Raw genomic sequence first — 14,504 nt, forward strand, 5'->3', positions numbered from 1 at the left:
TTCGGCGGGTGCATGTGCCGCTTCGTCGGAGCTGCGCGAGTCGATGCCGACGGTGTCGGCGCTCGGCGACCGGGTCACGTCGGCGCTGACCGCCGTCGCCCTTGCACCCGCCTTCGACGGCATCCGGGACCACGCCATGCGCACCTGCCTGGCGGCCCTGGAGACGAACTTCGCCTGCGAGTCCATGGAGGGACGTCGTCGGTGGGTGGCGCAATCGGTACGGAGAGCTTGGGTGAATGGTCATTCACCGGATAAGGTGAATTGTTATTCACCATGTCTCCCGTGCCGTCCGCAGGAGTGCCGATGGACCAGCCCGCCCCGATATCCCGTCCGACGTCCCAGCCGCCCGGAGGACCCGCCGTGGAGCCCCGGCTGCGGGACCGGCTGACCATCCCGGTGCTGGCGTCGGGCGGCATCCTCATGGCGGTCATGCAGACGGTGGTCGTCCCCCTCCTGCCGGACCTGCCCCGGCTGACCGGGGCGTCCCCGGCTGCCGTCTCCTGGACGGTCACCGCGACCCTGCTGTCCGGCGCCGTCCTCACCCCGGTCCTCGGCCGCGCCGGCGACATGTACGGAAAGCGCCGGGTGCTCACGGCCGCGCTCGCTCTGATGACCGTCGGATCCGTGCTGTGCGCGCTCTCCTCCGACATCGGCGTACTCATCACCGCCCGCGCGCTGCAGGGCGCCGCAGCCTCCGTCGTACCGCTGTCCATCAGCATCCTGCGCGACGAGCTGCCCCCCGAGCGCCGGGGCTCGGCTGTGGCCCTGATGAGTTCCACGGTCGGTATCGGTGCCGCCCTCGGCCTGCCGCTGGCCGCGCTGGTCGTGCAGTACGCCGACTGGCACACCATGTTCTGGCTGACCGGCGCCCTGGGCGCCCTGGGCACGACGGCCACCTGGTGGGCGGTCAGGGAGTCGCCCGTGCGCGAGCCCGGCCGCTTCGACGTCCTGGGCGCGCTGGGACTGTCCGTCGCACTGGTGTGCCTGCTCCTCGGCGTCTCCCAGGGCGGCCAGTGGGGCTGGGACAGCCCGCGGATCCTCGGGCTGTTCCTCGGCGCGGCCGTCGTCCTCGCCCTGTGGTGGCGGCAGCAACTGCGTGCCGAGCGGCCCCTGGTCGACCTGCACCTGGCGACCCGGCCGCGGGTGGGCCTGTCGCATGTGGCGGCCCTGCTGACCGGGTTCGCCTTCTACGCCAACTCGCTGGTGACCGCCCAGCTGGTGCAGGCGCCCAAGGCCACCGGATACGGCCTCGGTCTGTCCATCGTCGCCACCGGTCTGTGTCTGCTGCCCGGCGGCGTCACCATGCTCCTGTTCTCGCCGCTCTCGGCCCGGATCTCCGCCGCCCGCGGCCCGCGGATCACGCTCGCCCTGGGTGCCGCCGTCATCGCCTGCGGCTACGCGGTGCGCATCGCCGACAGCCGCGACCTGTGGATGGTCATCCTGGGTGCCACGGTGGTGTCGACCGGTACGACCCTGGCCTACTCGGCGCTGCCGACCTTGATCCTGCGCGCCGTACCGGCCGGGCAGACCGCCTCCGCCAACGGCGTCAACGTCCTGATGCGCACCATCGGCCAGGCCACCTCCAGCGCGGCCGTCGCCGCGGTCCTCGTCCACCACAGCAGCTCGCTCGGCAGCCCAGCAGCCGGCGTCCCGGTGCCCACGCTGCACGGTTACCTGCTGGCCTTCGCCATGGCCGGCGCCGTGGCCCTCGCGGCCTGTGCCGCGGCCCTGACCATCCCCGGCGACACTCCCTCCGGCACCCCGTCCGACGCCACCCGGCGCGCCCGGAGCGGCACCCGGGGTGCCCGCGACGGGGCGATGGAGGGAGCATGAGTGCCGTGAGCACCCCACCCGCCCCCGAAGCGCCCGCCTCGGCGCGCCGTGACGCCGAGGCCACCAAGGCCGCCATCCTCAAGGCCACCCGGTACCTGCTGGCCCGGCACGCACGCGCCGACATCACCCTCAAGGCGGTCGCCGAACGGGCCGGTGTCAGCCCCCCGTTGATCCTGAAGTACTTCGGCAACAAGGACGCCCTGCTCGCCCGTGTGATGTCCTTCCACACCGACGCCGACGCCCTGCTGGACGCGCCGCTGGCCGACCTCGGCCGGCACATGGTCCGGCACGTCCTGTCCAGCCAGCGCGAACAGGGCACCGACCCGTTGCTGCGCATCGCCTTCGCCCCGCTGCACGGCGACCACGGCGACGTCGTGCGTGCCAACTTCCGTGCCCAGGTCACCGAGCGGCTCGCCGCCCGGCTCACCGGCCCCGACCCGGGACTGCGCGCCGAACTCGCCGTCGCCGGGCTCCTCGGCCTCGGCGTGATGTACGGCATTGCCCGCGGCCCGCACCTGCGCGAGACCGACGTCGAGGCCATCACGGACCGCTACGGCCCACTCGTCCAGGCACAGTTGACGCCCGGGGGCTGACCCGGCGCCGACAGCCGGTGCGGCCATCGGGCGGGCGTTCCGTTTGAACGCCCACCTCGGCGGTTAACCGCATCCCATGAGACAGGAGGGCAGACGCAGGGGGCGCGACGAGAGCGAGGAGGAGCGGGCCGACCGGATGTGGGGCGAACTCATCCAGGAGGTCCGCGTGGCCCAGACGGGCGTACAGATCCTGTTCGGTTTCCTGCTGACCGTCGTCTTCCAGCCGAAGTACGCGGGTCTCGCCCACACCGACCATGTCATCTACATCGTGACCGTCGTCCTGGGCGCCGCGGCGACCGGCGCCCTCATCGGCCCGGTGTCCCTGCACCGCCTCGTCGCCGGGCGGCGGGTCAAGCCGCGGGCGGTGCGCGTCGCGTCCCGGATGACGCTCATCGGACTGTTCCTGCTGCTCGCCACCATGACCTCGTCCCTGCTGCTGATCCTCCGGGTGGCCTCGCACGGCGGCTATGTGACGTGGCTGGTCGCGTTCGTCGTCGCCTGGTACCTGCTCTGCTGGTACGCGCTGCCCCTGTGGGTACGCCGCACGCACACCCGGTCCGAAGACTAGGCGGCTCACCGACCGGCGCACCGGCCGGTGAGCGCCGGTCGGTGCGCCGGCTCCCGTGGACGTCCGCAAGGACGTCTTCGGCACCAGCCGGTCGACGGCGTCGTCCCACGCCCCGGCCGAGGCGGTGAAGCGCAGCGAGAAGGTGGTGGCCCGCTCGGCGCCGACCCGCTGGTAGCCGGGGAGCCGTTCCAGGTCCGGTACGACGTCGTCCCCATGGGGCGACCGTGGCCGCGCGACGCTCGCTGTGGGTGACCGCCAGGACGGAGGGATCCGTCGCCCGCCCCCGGAGGTGACGCGATGGGGCCGGGCCCGTCACGCGCGTGGTGGCGAGCCGCTACCAGCCGTGCGGGGCACCACCGCACGGACCAGACGTGGCTCCACGGTGTACGCAGCTGACCTGGCCCCACCGCCGACCGGAAAGATCGGTAGAGCGGTGGGAAGACGCCGGTAGGGTGGCTGTTGTGGACGCGGGGGCAGGAAACGAGATGGTTGCGGTCCCGTCGGGACAGGTGACGCTGTCGGACCGGCGGACGCAGAGCAGTTGGCCGGTCGAGGTAGCGCCGTTTCAGATGTCGGCGTTCCCGGTCACGCAGTCCTGGTACGCACGAGTCGCAGGCCAACGGCCGAGCAGCGCCCAGGGCGAGCGGCTGCCTGTCGAGGGTGTTTCGTGGTGGGACGCGGTCCGGTTCTGTAACGCCTTGTCCCGACGGGAGGGGCTGACGCCCGCGTATCACCTGTGCGTCGACGCCGAGACGGCCGAATGGGACACCTCCGCAGACGGGTACCGGTTGCCGACCGAGGCCGAATGGGAGCACGCCTGCCGTGCGGGTACTACTGGCCCGCGGTACGGCCGGCTCGACGAGGTCGCCTGGTACCAGGGCAATTCCGACGGGCGGATCCACTCAGTCGGCGGCAAGCAGCCCAACGCATGGGGCCTGTACGACATGCTGGGCAACGTGTGGGACTGGTGCTGGGACGTCTACGACGCCGAGGTGTACGGGGCCTACCGGGTGCTCCGTGGTGGTGGATGGGCCGACGAGCACTGGAGCTGCCGGGCGTCGGTGCGGCGGCGCAGCCACCCGACCTTCCGGATCGACGACGTGGGATTTCGCATCGCGCGCTCCGCACCACTGCCTCGGCCGTAACAGCCTCATTCCGAATCGGTCAGCCGAGCGCGGGTGGCCGCATCCGAGGTCGGCCGACATGCCCTCTTCCGAGGCGATGGCTTTGCTGACCCGGGTTTGGGCGACGGTCCATTGCCGCCGCGAAGACCCCTTGGCCTCGGGCCCCGCGCCGTGCCCGGGCGACGCGGTCCCAGCGGGCAAAGACGGTGATCAGGCGGCGGTTCCTCCGGATCGTCCAGTGCCGCGGTCTCGAACTCGATCCACTGTCCCAGCCTGCCCATGAACGCGTCATGGGCAGGAAGGATGCCGACCGAGACCAGGATGGGCGCAAGTAGTCGACGGCCGGGTCGCGCTCAACGACTCCTGTCGGTTTCCGGCCGTTGGATCGAGGACATCACCCCAGATCGAAGCGGTCCGCCCAGCCCATGAGTTCGGAGGGTGCCGTGTTGCCGCCGCACACTACGAGCCCCATGCGGGCGCCGGAGCCGACCCGCTCCGCGATCTGCCGGGCCGCCGGCAGCAGACAGCCCGCGGCCGGCTCCGCCCACACCTTGGCGTGCTCGGCCAGGTCCAGACAGCCCTGGACTGCCTCGCGGTCCGGGACCACCAGCACCTCCTCGACCAGAGCGGACACATGGTCGTAGGTCAGCGGGGACACGGACGGCGCACTGAGCGTGGTGACCAGGGACGACACCGGTACCGGCAGCGGTCCGCCCGCCTTCAGCGCGGCCGACATCGCCTCGGCGCCCTCCGTCTCGACACCCCAGACCCGCACGTTGGGACACCGGGCGCGCAGGGCCGCCGCCACCCCGGCGATCAGCCCCCCGCCGCCGATGCTGACGACGACGTCCGTCAGCTCGGCGGCGTCAGCGGCGTCCTCGGCGAGCTCCAGGCCCACAGTGCCCTGTCCGGCGATCACCAGGGGATCGTCGAACGGGTGGACCAGCGTCAGCCCCTCGTCCCGCAGCCTCGTCACCAACTCGAAGGCCGTGTCCATGCCGTCGGTCAGCCGCACCGACGCCCCGGCCTCCTCCGCGATCCTGATCGACCGGGCGGGCGCCGTACGCGGCATGACCACGGTCGCCTTCACATCCAGGGCCGCTGCCATCACTGCCAGGGCGATGCCGTGGTTGCCGCCGCTGACCCCCACCACGCCTGCCGCCCGCTCGGCCTCGCTCAGTGACAGCAGCTTGGCCGCCGCACCGCGTGCCTTGAACGAGCCGGTGCGCTGAAGGAGTTCCAGCTTGGCGGTGACGGGGACGCCGAGCAGCGCCGTGAGGCCGGGACTGTGCACGGTCGGCGTCCGTACGACGTGTCCGGCGATCAGACGCGCGGCGGCTTCGATGTCCGAAATGCCGATCAAGGTGACTCACCCTTCCGGCGCGGGGCTGGGAACCGCGCCGTCCGCACCCTCACCTGACGGCATGCCCGAGGTCAACATCGTTTCGGCGGTTCGGCGTTACCGGCCTTCACGAACCGGTGTGAGCGGCCCCACCGGGCCCCGGGTCGCCCGTCGGACCCTGCCCGTCGCCGCCACCGCCCACCTCACGGCCCGCAACAGCGGGCTGACAGTGTCTGTCAGCCGCCCTGTCGACCCCCGCGAACGGGGCCCCGCACGGGGGAGGTGCCGGACGGTCAGTGGACGGCTCGGCCCAGCACGCTGCGGCAGTGCTCCCAGGCCGACCCGGACAGCAGTGGCCGCCACCGAGTGAACAGCTCGAGCAGGTCCGCCCCGTAGCGCGTGCGGACCTCTGGGCTGATCGCGGCGATGTCCAGCTCGTTGGCAGCGGTGAGTTCGGCGAAATCCTGACGTGCTTCGAGGCTCGGAACCATCCGTGTGCCGGTGAACCGGTCGACGAACGTACCTCGGTCATCGGTCAGGCCCCGGTAAGAGGACTTGCGGTCGCAGGAGGCGTAGAAGTACACGAGTGTTTCGGCCTCGACGCCGATCGCCTCGACCAGTTCCGCCCGGCGCCCCAGGTCCAGCAGGGCTACCGGGAACCCGTCGGTCCCGTAGAACGCGTGACACAGCCCGGCGGACACCAGCGCCGAGCGAGCGCCCCACGAGGCGAGAAGGGCGCTGACTCGCTGCAGGTGCGCCATCAGTGTTCCCCCAGGGTGCTCGATCCCTTCAGCTCCGGCCGCCTGCAAGATCGCCAGCGCTTCTGCGGTCATTTCTGCATCCCCCGTCCGAACGATCGCCGTCTGTCCTGAAGCACCCGTGATCGTAGGGCGGAAAACCTCCGATCACGGTGCGATCGCCTCGCCACGTTCGACCGACAGGCCGCGTTCGAAGCGTGCTCCGGCTCGGACGCGCAGGACGAGGTGGGCCCAGGTTGACGGTCCGCCAACAGGCCTGGGCGGCCTCGACGAGCATCGATGATCTTCGCGACGGCCTTGGGGCACCGTGAGCTTCTTCGAAGCCAAGCGTTCTGCTGACGGCCAACACTGTCGCGGCTGCGATGACATGAGCGCCAGAATCGTCACATGCAGCCGATCTTCGTTCTCGTGCACAGTCCGTCCGTGGGCCCCTCGACCTGGCGCCCTGTGGCCGAACACCTGACGGCGGCGGGATACCAGGTACGGGTGCCGTCCCTGCTGCACATCGGCGCCGGTGCTCCGCCGTTCTGGCCCCGCACCATCGATGCCGTCCGCGACGACCTCCGGCAGGTCCCGTCCGACAGCCCCGTCACGTTGGTGGCACACAGCAATGCAGGCTTGTTTCTCCCGGCGATCCGCTCGGGCCTCGACCATCCGGTGACCAGCTCCATCTTCGTCGATGCCGCGCTGCCGGCCCGAACCGGACCGACCCCGGTCGCATCACCCGAGTTGCTGGACTTCCTCCGCCCGATGGCCGTGAACGGCAGGCTTCCCCGCTGGACCGACTGGTGGGACGAGGCAGACGTCGCACCCATGTTCTCCGATCCCGTGGTGCGGCAGACAGTCATCGAGGAGCAGCCCACCCTGCCGCTGTCCTACTACGAGCAGCACGTCCCGGTCCCCGACGGCTGGGACGACCACCCCTGCTCCTACTTGCTGTTCGGCCCTCCGTACGACGACCTTGCCGCCGAAGCGCGCGGACGCGGCTGGCGTGTGGCACACCTGCCCGGCGCCCACCTCCATCAGGTGATCGATCCTGCCGGCACCGCCCGGCACCTCGTCGAACTCTCCACCACGACGTGATCCCCTGCCGGTACACGCCCTGCCGAAAGGCAGCGTGACCGAGCCGACAGGCAGTCCGCGACCTGACGTAGACCTGAGTCGAGCCGAGCCGGCAGTCCTCCCGCGCACCTGTGGAGGACGGCCCTGACGGAAGCTGCCCGAGGCTTCAGAACTGCCGTCGGGACCCCCACGCGGGCCGGCAGAACCACCCGATCGAAGTGGTGCCGAAGCACCTGGGACATGGACCGTCGAGCCGGACCGAGCAGCCGCTGTCCGCGGCGACCGGGCGCTCGACCGCATCGCGAAGCCGGCGCTCGTTCTCATGCGACGTCCTACTCGGACTGCCCGTGCTCGTTCTCTTCGAAGAGTTCCCGCGTACGGTGCAGCAGGGCTTCCCGGACCGTCTCGGGTGACAGGACACGCAGGGGCGTGCCCAGGCTGAGGAGGTACCTGGCGAGCCCGTCCGCATCGGGCCCGCCGATGTCGACGACCGTGGCGTCGGCGCCGTCGGGACGGTGGGTGCCGACTGTCGACGGGATCAACCGCAGGGCCTGGTCCATGGGCATCGGAAGGCGGATCGTCGCATGGAACGGGTAGGGGCCGGTCGCGATGGAGCGGGAGACGAGCAGCGCCGGGTCAGGTGGGTCGATGAGTTCCACCGGGTGCCCGGTGGGCTGTAGTCGGTCGACCCTGTCGGCCCGGAAGGTCCTCCATTGGCCCTGCGCCACGTCCCGCGCGACGAAGTACCACCGGCGTCCGGTGTGGACGAGGCGGTAAGGATCCACGTCTCGGAGCGTGGCCTTTCCTGCCCAGTCGCGGTACGCAAGGCGGGCGCGCTCGCCCCGGCGGCACGCGGCGGCCAGTTCCAGCAGCATGCCGGGGGTGATCTGCGGTCCGTGGGCTCTGGGGGTCTGCACGAAGGCGGCGTCCATCTCGCCCAGTCGCTGGGCGATCCGCTGCGGCAGGACCTGCCGCAGTTTCAACAGCGCCGACAGCGCGGCCTGGTCGCCGCCGAGAGCGCCACTCATCGCCGCCTCGCGCAGCCCGATGGCCACGGCGAGTGCTTCTTCGTCATCGAGGATCAGCGGCGGTACCCGGGATCCGGCACGGAGGCGGTAGCCGCCCCAGGGACCGGGATCCGACTCGATGGCGTAGCCGAGTTCCCGGAGCTTGGCGATGTCCCGCCGCACGGTGCGGTCCGTGACCGCCATCCGGTCAGCCAGCTCGACACAGGTCCACGACGGCCGGGCGGCCAACAGGGAGACCAACCGCAACAGGCGGGCGGACGCGCTGATCATGTTCTGAAGTGTTCCACATGACCAGGACCGAAACTGTCCTGGTCCCGTCATAGTGTCTCCGTCATGAACACGGAGAACACTTCTGCAACGGCGTTCCGGTACTCGGCGGTCACCTTCGACTGCCCGGACCCCGCGGAACTGGCACGCTTCTACAGCGAGGTCCTCGGCCTCCCCGTGGTCTTCTCCACGGACCACTTCGTCCTGCTCGGCCAGGAGGGCGCGGCCGGACTGGGTTTCAACCGGCTGGCCGACTACCGCCGTCCGACCTGGCCGGACCCCTCCCAGGAGAAGCAGGCGCATATCGATCTGGGCGTCGACGACTTGGATGCCGCCGAAACCCGCCTGCTGGCCCTCGGGGCCGTCAAGCCCGAGTTCCAGCCGGACCCCGACCGGTGGCGGGTCCTGCTGGACCCCGCAGGCCACCCGTTCTGCATCTCCACCCTGGCCTGAGCACGATCGGCGCCCTCCCCTCAGCCTCGTTCAGCAGCGAGGCTGAGGGTTCCGGTCGCTGTGCCCGTCTTCGTCGCGTCGGCGGCCGGGGACTCATCCCGGCCAAGACTGCTTCAGGAAGGAAACAACCGGCGATGTCGCCTGTTCCCGCCGACCCGGCCGTGGTGCATCCGATGCCCGAGCAGCCGCGGGTGGCGCTGCTGAAGCCGCTGATCACCTCACCGCTGATCGAGGTCGGAGAGTTCTCCTACTACGACGACCCTGATGACTCGACCGCCTTCGAGACCCGCAACGTGCTGTACCACTACGGGCCGGAGAAGCTGGTCATCGGGAAGTTCTGCGCGCTGGGCGAGGGCGTGCGGTTCCTCATGAACGGCGCCAACCACCGCATGGACGGCCCCTCGACCTTCCCATTCCCGATCATGGGTGGTTCCTGGGCCGAGCACTTCGACCTCATCACCGGCCTGCCCGGACGCGGGGACACCGTGGTGGGCCATGACGTCTGGCTCGGGTACCGGGCCATGGTGATGCCCGGCGTCCGCATCGGCCACGGAGCGATCATCGCCTCCGGCTCCGTCGTCGTCGACGACGTACCCGACTACGGCATCGTCGGCGGCAACCCCGCCCGCCTCGTCCGCCGCCGTCACAGCGACGCCGACATCGACCGCCTCCTGGCCCTGGCCTGGTGGCACTGGCCCCTCCAGCACATCACCGAACACATCCGCACCATCATGTCCGGCAGTATCGACGACCTGGAGAACGCGGCGCCCGGGCCCGGGGGAAAAGCACCTCAAGACCCAACGCCCCGCAGCGCCACGGGCCGTTGAACGGTTCCGGCACAGAACGAGTGGAGAGGAAGCCCGTGGACATCCGCAAGACGAAAGACGGTTTGGTCCGGGGCCATCGGCCGGCCCCCGATATCGTGGCGTTCCTCGGTATTCCCTATGCCGCGGCGCCCTTCGGGATCAACCGTTTCAGAGAGCCGCGCCCGGTCCAGGCGTGGGAGGGTGTCCGTGAGTGCCAGGACTTCGGGCCGGTAGCCCCGCAGTCGGCGCGGCTTCCCGGGGCGCCGTCCTGGTCGCCCGGCGACGAGGACATCCTCACGCTGAACGTCTGGGCTCCGGCATCCGACAGTGGCCCGCTGCCGGTCCTGGTATGGATCCATGGTGGTGCCTACACCTTCGGATCTTCCGCGCAGCCGGACTTCGACGGCACCGCCCTGGCTGCTGCCGGGCTGGTGGTGGTGACCTTCAACTACAGGCTCGGTTTTGAAGGCTTCGGTCACATACCGCCCGGTGCCGAGCCGCCGTACCCGGAGAACCGGGGCTTGCTCGACCAGATCGCCGCGTTGCAGTGGGTGCGCGAGAACATCGCCGCCTTCGGTGGCGACCCGGCCAATGTCACGGTGGCGGGGCAGTCCTCCGGGGCAGCCTCGGCTGCCTGCCTGATGGTGATGGACCGCGCACGCGGGCTGTTCCGCCGCGTTATCGCCCACAGCGTGGTCGGCCCTTGCTACTCCGTCGAGCTCGCAGCCGAGACCACCCGGAGGGTTGCTGCGGCGGCCGGCATCCCCGCCACCCCCACACACCTGACGGCCGCGCCCCCGCACGAACTGGTCGCGGCCGGCGATCGTGTCGTCGACAGCTACCGGCAAGATCCGGGTTCCGGACTCCGTCACTACAACCCTGTGATCTACGGTCCGGTCGCCGACGGAGACGTCCTGCCCGGCGATCCCCTGTCCGCGACGGCAGCCGGATCGCCACAGGAGGTGGACCTTCTGGTGTGCCACACCACCGAGGAGTACTGGCTGATGAACGCCGTCGGCAGCAGTGCCGACGTCACCACCGAGGAACAACTGGCCCGCCTCGCCCAGGATGTGCACTTCCCCGATGACCTGTTGCCGGGCTACCGGGAGCTGATGCCCGACGCCCCGGCCCTCGACGTCTGTCTTGCGATCCTCGGCGACCTGCTCTTCAGCGAGTACACCAGCCGGCTGGCAGAGCGGCACGCTCGAGCCGGTGGCCGAGCGTTCACGTCTTGCTTCGCCCGCCACCGCAAGGGCCCCGGGGGAGTCGTACGCGCCTGGCACTGCGCCGACATCCCCTTTGCCTTCGGCAACCTCACCCGTGAAAGTGTCGAGTTCCTCATCGGAGGTCCCCCCAGTACCGCAGACCATGAGCTGTCCCAGCGCATGATGGGAGCGTGGGTCAGCTTCGCCACCACCGGTGACCCCGGTTGGTCCCCCCTCGACGGCCCGGCGACAACCCCCCATGTCTGGGCCACCGCAGACAGCACTGCTGCTGGGGCGCGGAACACCACGGCCCGTGCCTTGTGGCGCCACGCAGACTTCCCACCCCTTCGGCCCTGAAGACCTGAAGACCTGAAGACCTGAAGACCTGACCTGAAGACCTGAAGACGTGAGGTCCGGCCGCCGAGCGGGTTCCGCGCCCGAGATCATCCCACTGCCTCTGTTCCCTCACCTTGGCCGGACCCGAACAGGGCGTGGGGCGGGGCCAGGTCGGGTCGACGTCCGCATGTCGTCGTGGAGCGGCGAGAAGACGTCCACCGGCTCCGCCGCGACCGCCTCGGGCAGCACGGTCCGGCCGTCCGCACCCACCGCTTCAGCATCGAGCACCGCCGGCGCCTGCCGTACGCCCTTGCCGTCCGCCTCGGCGGCGGCCGCCCCGCCGGCCCCGGAGAGGCGAGCGCACTGACAGGTTCATCTCCCGGCAGGTCGCCTCGCCCGGGACAGCGGCTCGAGTGCCCGCCCGGTGTCGCCGTCGCGCACCGGGACGATGTCCGCGAGCCGCGCCGGTCCTCGGCGTGCTCGGCCCGCTCTGCCCGAGAAGAGCGGTACGCCCTGGGATGCTCCCCGGTGTTGCGGTTCGTCTGCGCGATGCCTTCCATCGGCCGCGCGCGAGCAGCCACCGGGGCAGCGGGAACGCCCGGCGTTGCCGGGCGAGTCGCCGCCGCTCCACGGGGCCCACGCCGCCGCGGCGGTGTCCCCGGCCTGCCGGGTGACCGGTGACTCCCTTTCCAGGCCCGGCCGGCCTCCCGGACCCGGCCGACCGGCGGTGCCCAGCGGCGACGACGAGTCCGCGGCGGGCGGCTTCGCCCGGGCCGCGCGCCCGTTCGGCCTCGGCGCAGCCGCTCGGGTCCTGCGGCCGGCGCATCGGCCAGAGGACGTGTGCAGCATGCCGACACGTGCCCTGGCCCGTGGGCCAGGGCGTGGTCTGCTGAAGGTCAGGAGGCCGGGACGGTCGGGCGGGTTGCCTGTACGGTGCGGATCACCTCATGGCATGTCAGTGCTGCTGCGTCTTCTGCGGGGTGAGTTCGCTCGGCCGTACCACGACGAAGCCCTCGCCCTGGAGCACCAACTGCACCGCCTCCCCGGAACCGCCGCGCAGCATCGAGCCGATGGACTGGGAGCGATGCAGCGAGGTCTGCAGATGGGCGGTCCAGCCGACCACGGCGTCCGTGTCGACGTACACCGGGTGCTGCGCGGAGACCGGTATGACCAGCGGGTTGCCCTCGCAGATCAGCCCCAGTCGGCCCTGCCCGCTGAACACGCTGTTGAACAGGCCCCCGCCGGCGATGCCCGAGCCCTTCACGGTCTTGATGTCGTACGACAATGAGGCGTCGAAGCACAGCACGTTGCGACCGTTGACGGTGAACTGGTCGCCCGGCTCCACCTCGACGATGAAACAGTTCTGCGCCTCGTGCGCGAACCAGGCCTCGCCCTGCCCGCGCACCGCCATGAGGGGCAGCCCCTCGCCGGTGACCGCACGCTTGAGCATGCCGCCGACGCCCTGACCCTTGCGTTCGAACTGGAGGCTGCCGCGGTAGGCGACCATCGCGCCCTGGCGGGCGTACATCTCACCGTTCACCGCGTACCTGATGCACTTGGCGTTCTCGACGGTCATGCCCGGCTCGACGGCGGGCTGCACCACGTGCTGGCTGGAAAAGAGATCACCCTTCATACGGGCATGGTGTCCCGGAGGCTTCCGTTCCGCCAAGATCACGGAATGTCCGAGTTCCGTTCCACGAGTGCAGGCCCCCGCGCCGCTTTGCCTGGCTTGCCGCAGAACGCCGAGTCCAGGGCGCCCGCCAGGGTGTTGAGGAGGCTGGTGTTGTTGGAGGCGTTGGCGACGGCCGTGAGGCTGCGGCCGCCGTCCTTCGTGGTGAAGGCGTAGGTGTAGTAGCCCTGGACGGCGCCCGTGTGGCCGTACACCGAGATGCCGCAGGACAGGTCGCGGCGGCGCAGTCCGAGTCCGTACGCCGTCGTGCTGTTGACCCGCGTCCAGTGCTCCATCGCCGCCAGGCGTGCCGGGGAGAGCAGCCTGCCGCTGAGGAGCGCCGAGTAGAAGGTGTTCAGGTCCCGGGCGCTGGAGATGATCGCGCCCGCGCTCTGGGCCCACGACACGGTCTGGGCGGTCGCGTCGACGAGGGGCGCGCCGGACCTGTCGGGCGTGAGGTAACCGCGGGCGTACCGGCCGGGGATCCCGGCCTCCGGGTGGACGTAGAACGTGTCCCGCAGCTGCAGCGGCTTGAAGATGCGGTCCTCGTACGCGGTCCGCACCGACTGCCCGGTCAGCTTCTCGATGAGCATGCCGGCGACGACGAAGTTGGTGTTCGAGTACGCGTAGGCGGCGCCCGGCGCGTTGGTGCGGGGCTTCATCAGTGAGAGGGCGACCAGCTGTCGGTAGGTGAACACCTTGCCGCGCACCGCCTGGAAGCCGGACACGCTGTGGGCGAACAGGTCGTCGGTGTAGTCGTACAGGCCGCTGCGATGACTCAGGAGGTGCCGCACGGTGATGCGGTCGTCCGGCAGGAGCCCGGGCAGATAGCGGTTGACCGGGGCGTCCAGGTCCAGCCGGTGTTCGTCGGCCAGTTGCAGCAGGACCACGGCCGAGAACGTCTTGGTGACGCTGCCGACGCGGAACCGGTCGCCGGTGGTGATGGCGCGCCCTGCGGCGCGGTCGGCGACCCCGTAGGTGACCCGGTACGTCCTGCCGTGGTCGTCGATGCGTGCCAGGGCACCCGGTGCGCCCTGGTGCACCGCCGAGCGCAGCACCCCAGCCAGTGCCGTGGTGTCGGGCGCAGGCAGCGCCGTCGCCGCCGGTGTGTCCGGCTCGCCGGTCGCGGCCTTGGCGGGAACCGCGAGCAGCGACAGCACGACCGCTCCGAGGACTGTGCCCCTGCCCCTCGTTGCTGACCTCATCCGCCATGCACTCCCATCCGTAAGGCTCCTGATGCGACATCGGTCACAGTCAGGCCTGGGAACCTAGGGGATTCGGGCTCCGTCTCCCCAGCCGACACACAGTTGGTCATCTTCTGATCACCCTGTGGCGAGCTTTTGTAAAGGATTGTCAACGAAAGCCGCGAAATGGATCATTCCACCTTTACGTGTGCATGACTGATCCGAAAGGGTGACCCAGGAGGCCCGACCAGCCTCCATGGCGCGGACCAACAGCGC

At 70.4% G+C, this 14,504-nt stretch carries 13 protein-coding genes; 8 read left to right on the top strand and 5 right to left on the bottom strand.

From position 1 onward, the window contains the following. Positions 1-303: 303 nt before the first annotated feature. The 4 genes from K7G59_RS13100 (at position 304) to K7G59_RS13115 (ending at position 4,139) form a co-directional block, all read left to right on the top strand. Positions 304-1,833: an MFS transporter gene (locus tag K7G59_RS13100; RefSeq protein WP_225833682.1), complete on the top strand. Its 1,530-nt coding sequence runs from the start codon at positions 304-306 to the stop codon at positions 1,831-1,833. Then, positions 1,830-2,426: a TetR family transcriptional regulator gene (locus K7G59_RS13105; RefSeq protein WP_225833684.1), complete on the top strand. Its 597-nt coding sequence runs from the start codon at positions 1,830-1,832 to the stop codon at positions 2,424-2,426. The genes K7G59_RS13100 and K7G59_RS13105 overlap by 4 nt, the downstream gene beginning before the upstream one ends. A 76-nt stretch (positions 2,427-2,502) precedes the next feature. Further along, positions 2,503-2,994 carry a DUF6328 family protein gene (locus K7G59_RS13110; RefSeq protein WP_225833686.1) on the top strand — a complete coding sequence of 164 codons (492 nt, stop codon included), beginning with the start codon at positions 2,503-2,505 and terminating at the stop codon, positions 2,992-2,994. A 485-nt stretch (positions 2,995-3,479) separates the two neighbouring features. Further along, complete coding sequence (locus K7G59_RS13115) at positions 3,480-4,139, top strand: formylglycine-generating enzyme family protein (RefSeq protein ID WP_225833688.1); 660 nt, start codon at positions 3,480-3,482, stop codon at positions 4,137-4,139. Between the two features lie 373 nt (positions 4,140-4,512). Here the strand turns inward: K7G59_RS13115 and K7G59_RS13120 are convergent, their stop codons facing one another. Both K7G59_RS13120 and K7G59_RS13125 read right to left on the bottom strand, forming a co-directional pair. Continuing rightward, complete coding sequence (locus K7G59_RS13120; protein ID WP_225833690.1) at positions 4,513-5,481, bottom strand: threonine/serine dehydratase; 969 nt, start codon at positions 5,479-5,481, stop codon at positions 4,513-4,515. Positions 5,482-5,753: 272 nt separating this feature from the next. Next, positions 5,754-6,293: a DUF6817 domain-containing protein gene (locus tag K7G59_RS13125; RefSeq protein WP_225833692.1), complete on the bottom strand. Its 540-nt coding sequence runs from the start codon at positions 6,291-6,293 to the stop codon at positions 5,754-5,756. A 312-nt stretch (positions 6,294-6,605) separates the two neighbouring features. Here K7G59_RS13125 and K7G59_RS13130 point away from each other — a divergent pair, with 312 nt between their 5' ends. Continuing rightward, positions 6,606-7,301 carry an alpha/beta hydrolase gene (locus tag K7G59_RS13130; protein ID WP_225833694.1) on the top strand — a complete coding sequence of 232 codons (696 nt, stop codon included), beginning with the start codon at positions 6,606-6,608 and terminating at the stop codon, positions 7,299-7,301. 311 nt (positions 7,302-7,612) lie between these two features. On the opposite strand, the gene K7G59_RS13135 is transcribed toward K7G59_RS13130, so the two are convergent. Continuing rightward, the gene (locus K7G59_RS13135) at positions 7,613-8,578 is read right to left on the bottom strand and encodes a YafY family protein (RefSeq protein WP_225833696.1); all 966 of its coding nucleotides are present in this window, start codon (positions 8,576-8,578) and stop codon (positions 7,613-7,615) included. A 63-nt stretch (positions 8,579-8,641) separates the two neighbouring features. Between K7G59_RS13135 and K7G59_RS13140 the strand changes: the two genes are divergently transcribed. The 3 genes from K7G59_RS13140 (at position 8,642) to K7G59_RS13150 (ending at position 11,396) form a co-directional block, all read left to right on the top strand. Further along, on the top strand, positions 8,642-9,028 hold the full coding sequence (locus tag K7G59_RS13140) for a VOC family protein (protein WP_225833698.1): 387 nt from the start codon (positions 8,642-8,644) through the stop codon (positions 9,026-9,028). 134 nt (positions 9,029-9,162) lie between these two features. After that, complete coding sequence (locus K7G59_RS13145; RefSeq protein ID WP_225833700.1) at positions 9,163-9,855, top strand: CatB-related O-acetyltransferase; 693 nt, start codon at positions 9,163-9,165, stop codon at positions 9,853-9,855. Between the two features lie 35 nt (positions 9,856-9,890). Then, a complete protein-coding gene (locus K7G59_RS13150; protein ID WP_225833702.1) occupies positions 9,891-11,396 on the top strand; it encodes a carboxylesterase/lipase family protein in 1,506 nt (501 codons plus the stop codon). A 934-nt stretch (positions 11,397-12,330) separates the two neighbouring features. Here K7G59_RS13150 and K7G59_RS13160 read toward each other — a convergent pair. Continuing rightward, on the bottom strand, positions 12,331-13,008 hold the full coding sequence (locus K7G59_RS13160; protein ID WP_225833704.1) for an AIM24 family protein: 678 nt from the start codon (positions 13,006-13,008) through the stop codon (positions 12,331-12,333). A 38-nt stretch (positions 13,009-13,046) separates the two neighbouring features. Further along, positions 13,047-14,249 (bottom strand): serine hydrolase, encoded by a 1,203-nt coding sequence (locus K7G59_RS13165; protein ID WP_225833706.1) that lies wholly within the window; start codon positions 14,247-14,249, stop codon positions 13,047-13,049. Positions 14,250-14,504: the final 255 nt, after the last annotated feature.

The sequence above is a fragment of the Streptomyces sp. NK08204 genome (assembly GCF_020400585.1).
Classification (GTDB): domain Bacteria; phylum Actinomycetota; class Actinomycetes; order Streptomycetales; family Streptomycetaceae; genus Streptomyces.

Coding starts and splice junctions, on each gene's coding strand:
- K7G59_RS13100 (WP_225833682.1), top strand. CDS start 304: ATGGACCAGCCCGCCCCGATATCCCGTCCGACGTCCCAGCCGCCCGGA.
- K7G59_RS13105 (WP_225833684.1), top strand. CDS start 1,830: ATGAGTGCCGTGAGCACCCCACCCGCCCCCGAAGCGCCCGCCTCGGCG.
- K7G59_RS13110 (WP_225833686.1), top strand. CDS start 2,503: ATGAGACAGGAGGGCAGACGCAGGGGGCGCGACGAGAGCGAGGAGGAG.
- K7G59_RS13115 (WP_225833688.1), top strand. CDS start 3,480: ATGGTTGCGGTCCCGTCGGGACAGGTGACGCTGTCGGACCGGCGGACG.
- K7G59_RS13125 (WP_225833692.1), bottom strand. CDS start 6,293: ATGACCGCAGAAGCGCTGGCGATCTTGCAGGCGGCCGGAGCTGAAGGG.
- K7G59_RS13130 (WP_225833694.1), top strand. CDS start 6,606: ATGCAGCCGATCTTCGTTCTCGTGCACAGTCCGTCCGTGGGCCCCTCG.
- K7G59_RS13135 (WP_225833696.1), bottom strand. CDS start 8,578: ATGATCAGCGCGTCCGCCCGCCTGTTGCGGTTGGTCTCCCTGTTGGCC.
- K7G59_RS13140 (WP_225833698.1), top strand. CDS start 8,642: ATGAACACGGAGAACACTTCTGCAACGGCGTTCCGGTACTCGGCGGTC.
- K7G59_RS13145 (WP_225833700.1), top strand. CDS start 9,163: ATGTCGCCTGTTCCCGCCGACCCGGCCGTGGTGCATCCGATGCCCGAG.
- K7G59_RS13160 (WP_225833704.1), bottom strand. CDS start 13,008: ATGAAGGGTGATCTCTTTTCCAGCCAGCACGTGGTGCAGCCCGCCGTC.
- K7G59_RS13165 (WP_225833706.1), bottom strand. CDS start 14,249: ATGAGGTCAGCAACGAGGGGCAGGGGCACAGTCCTCGGAGCGGTCGTG.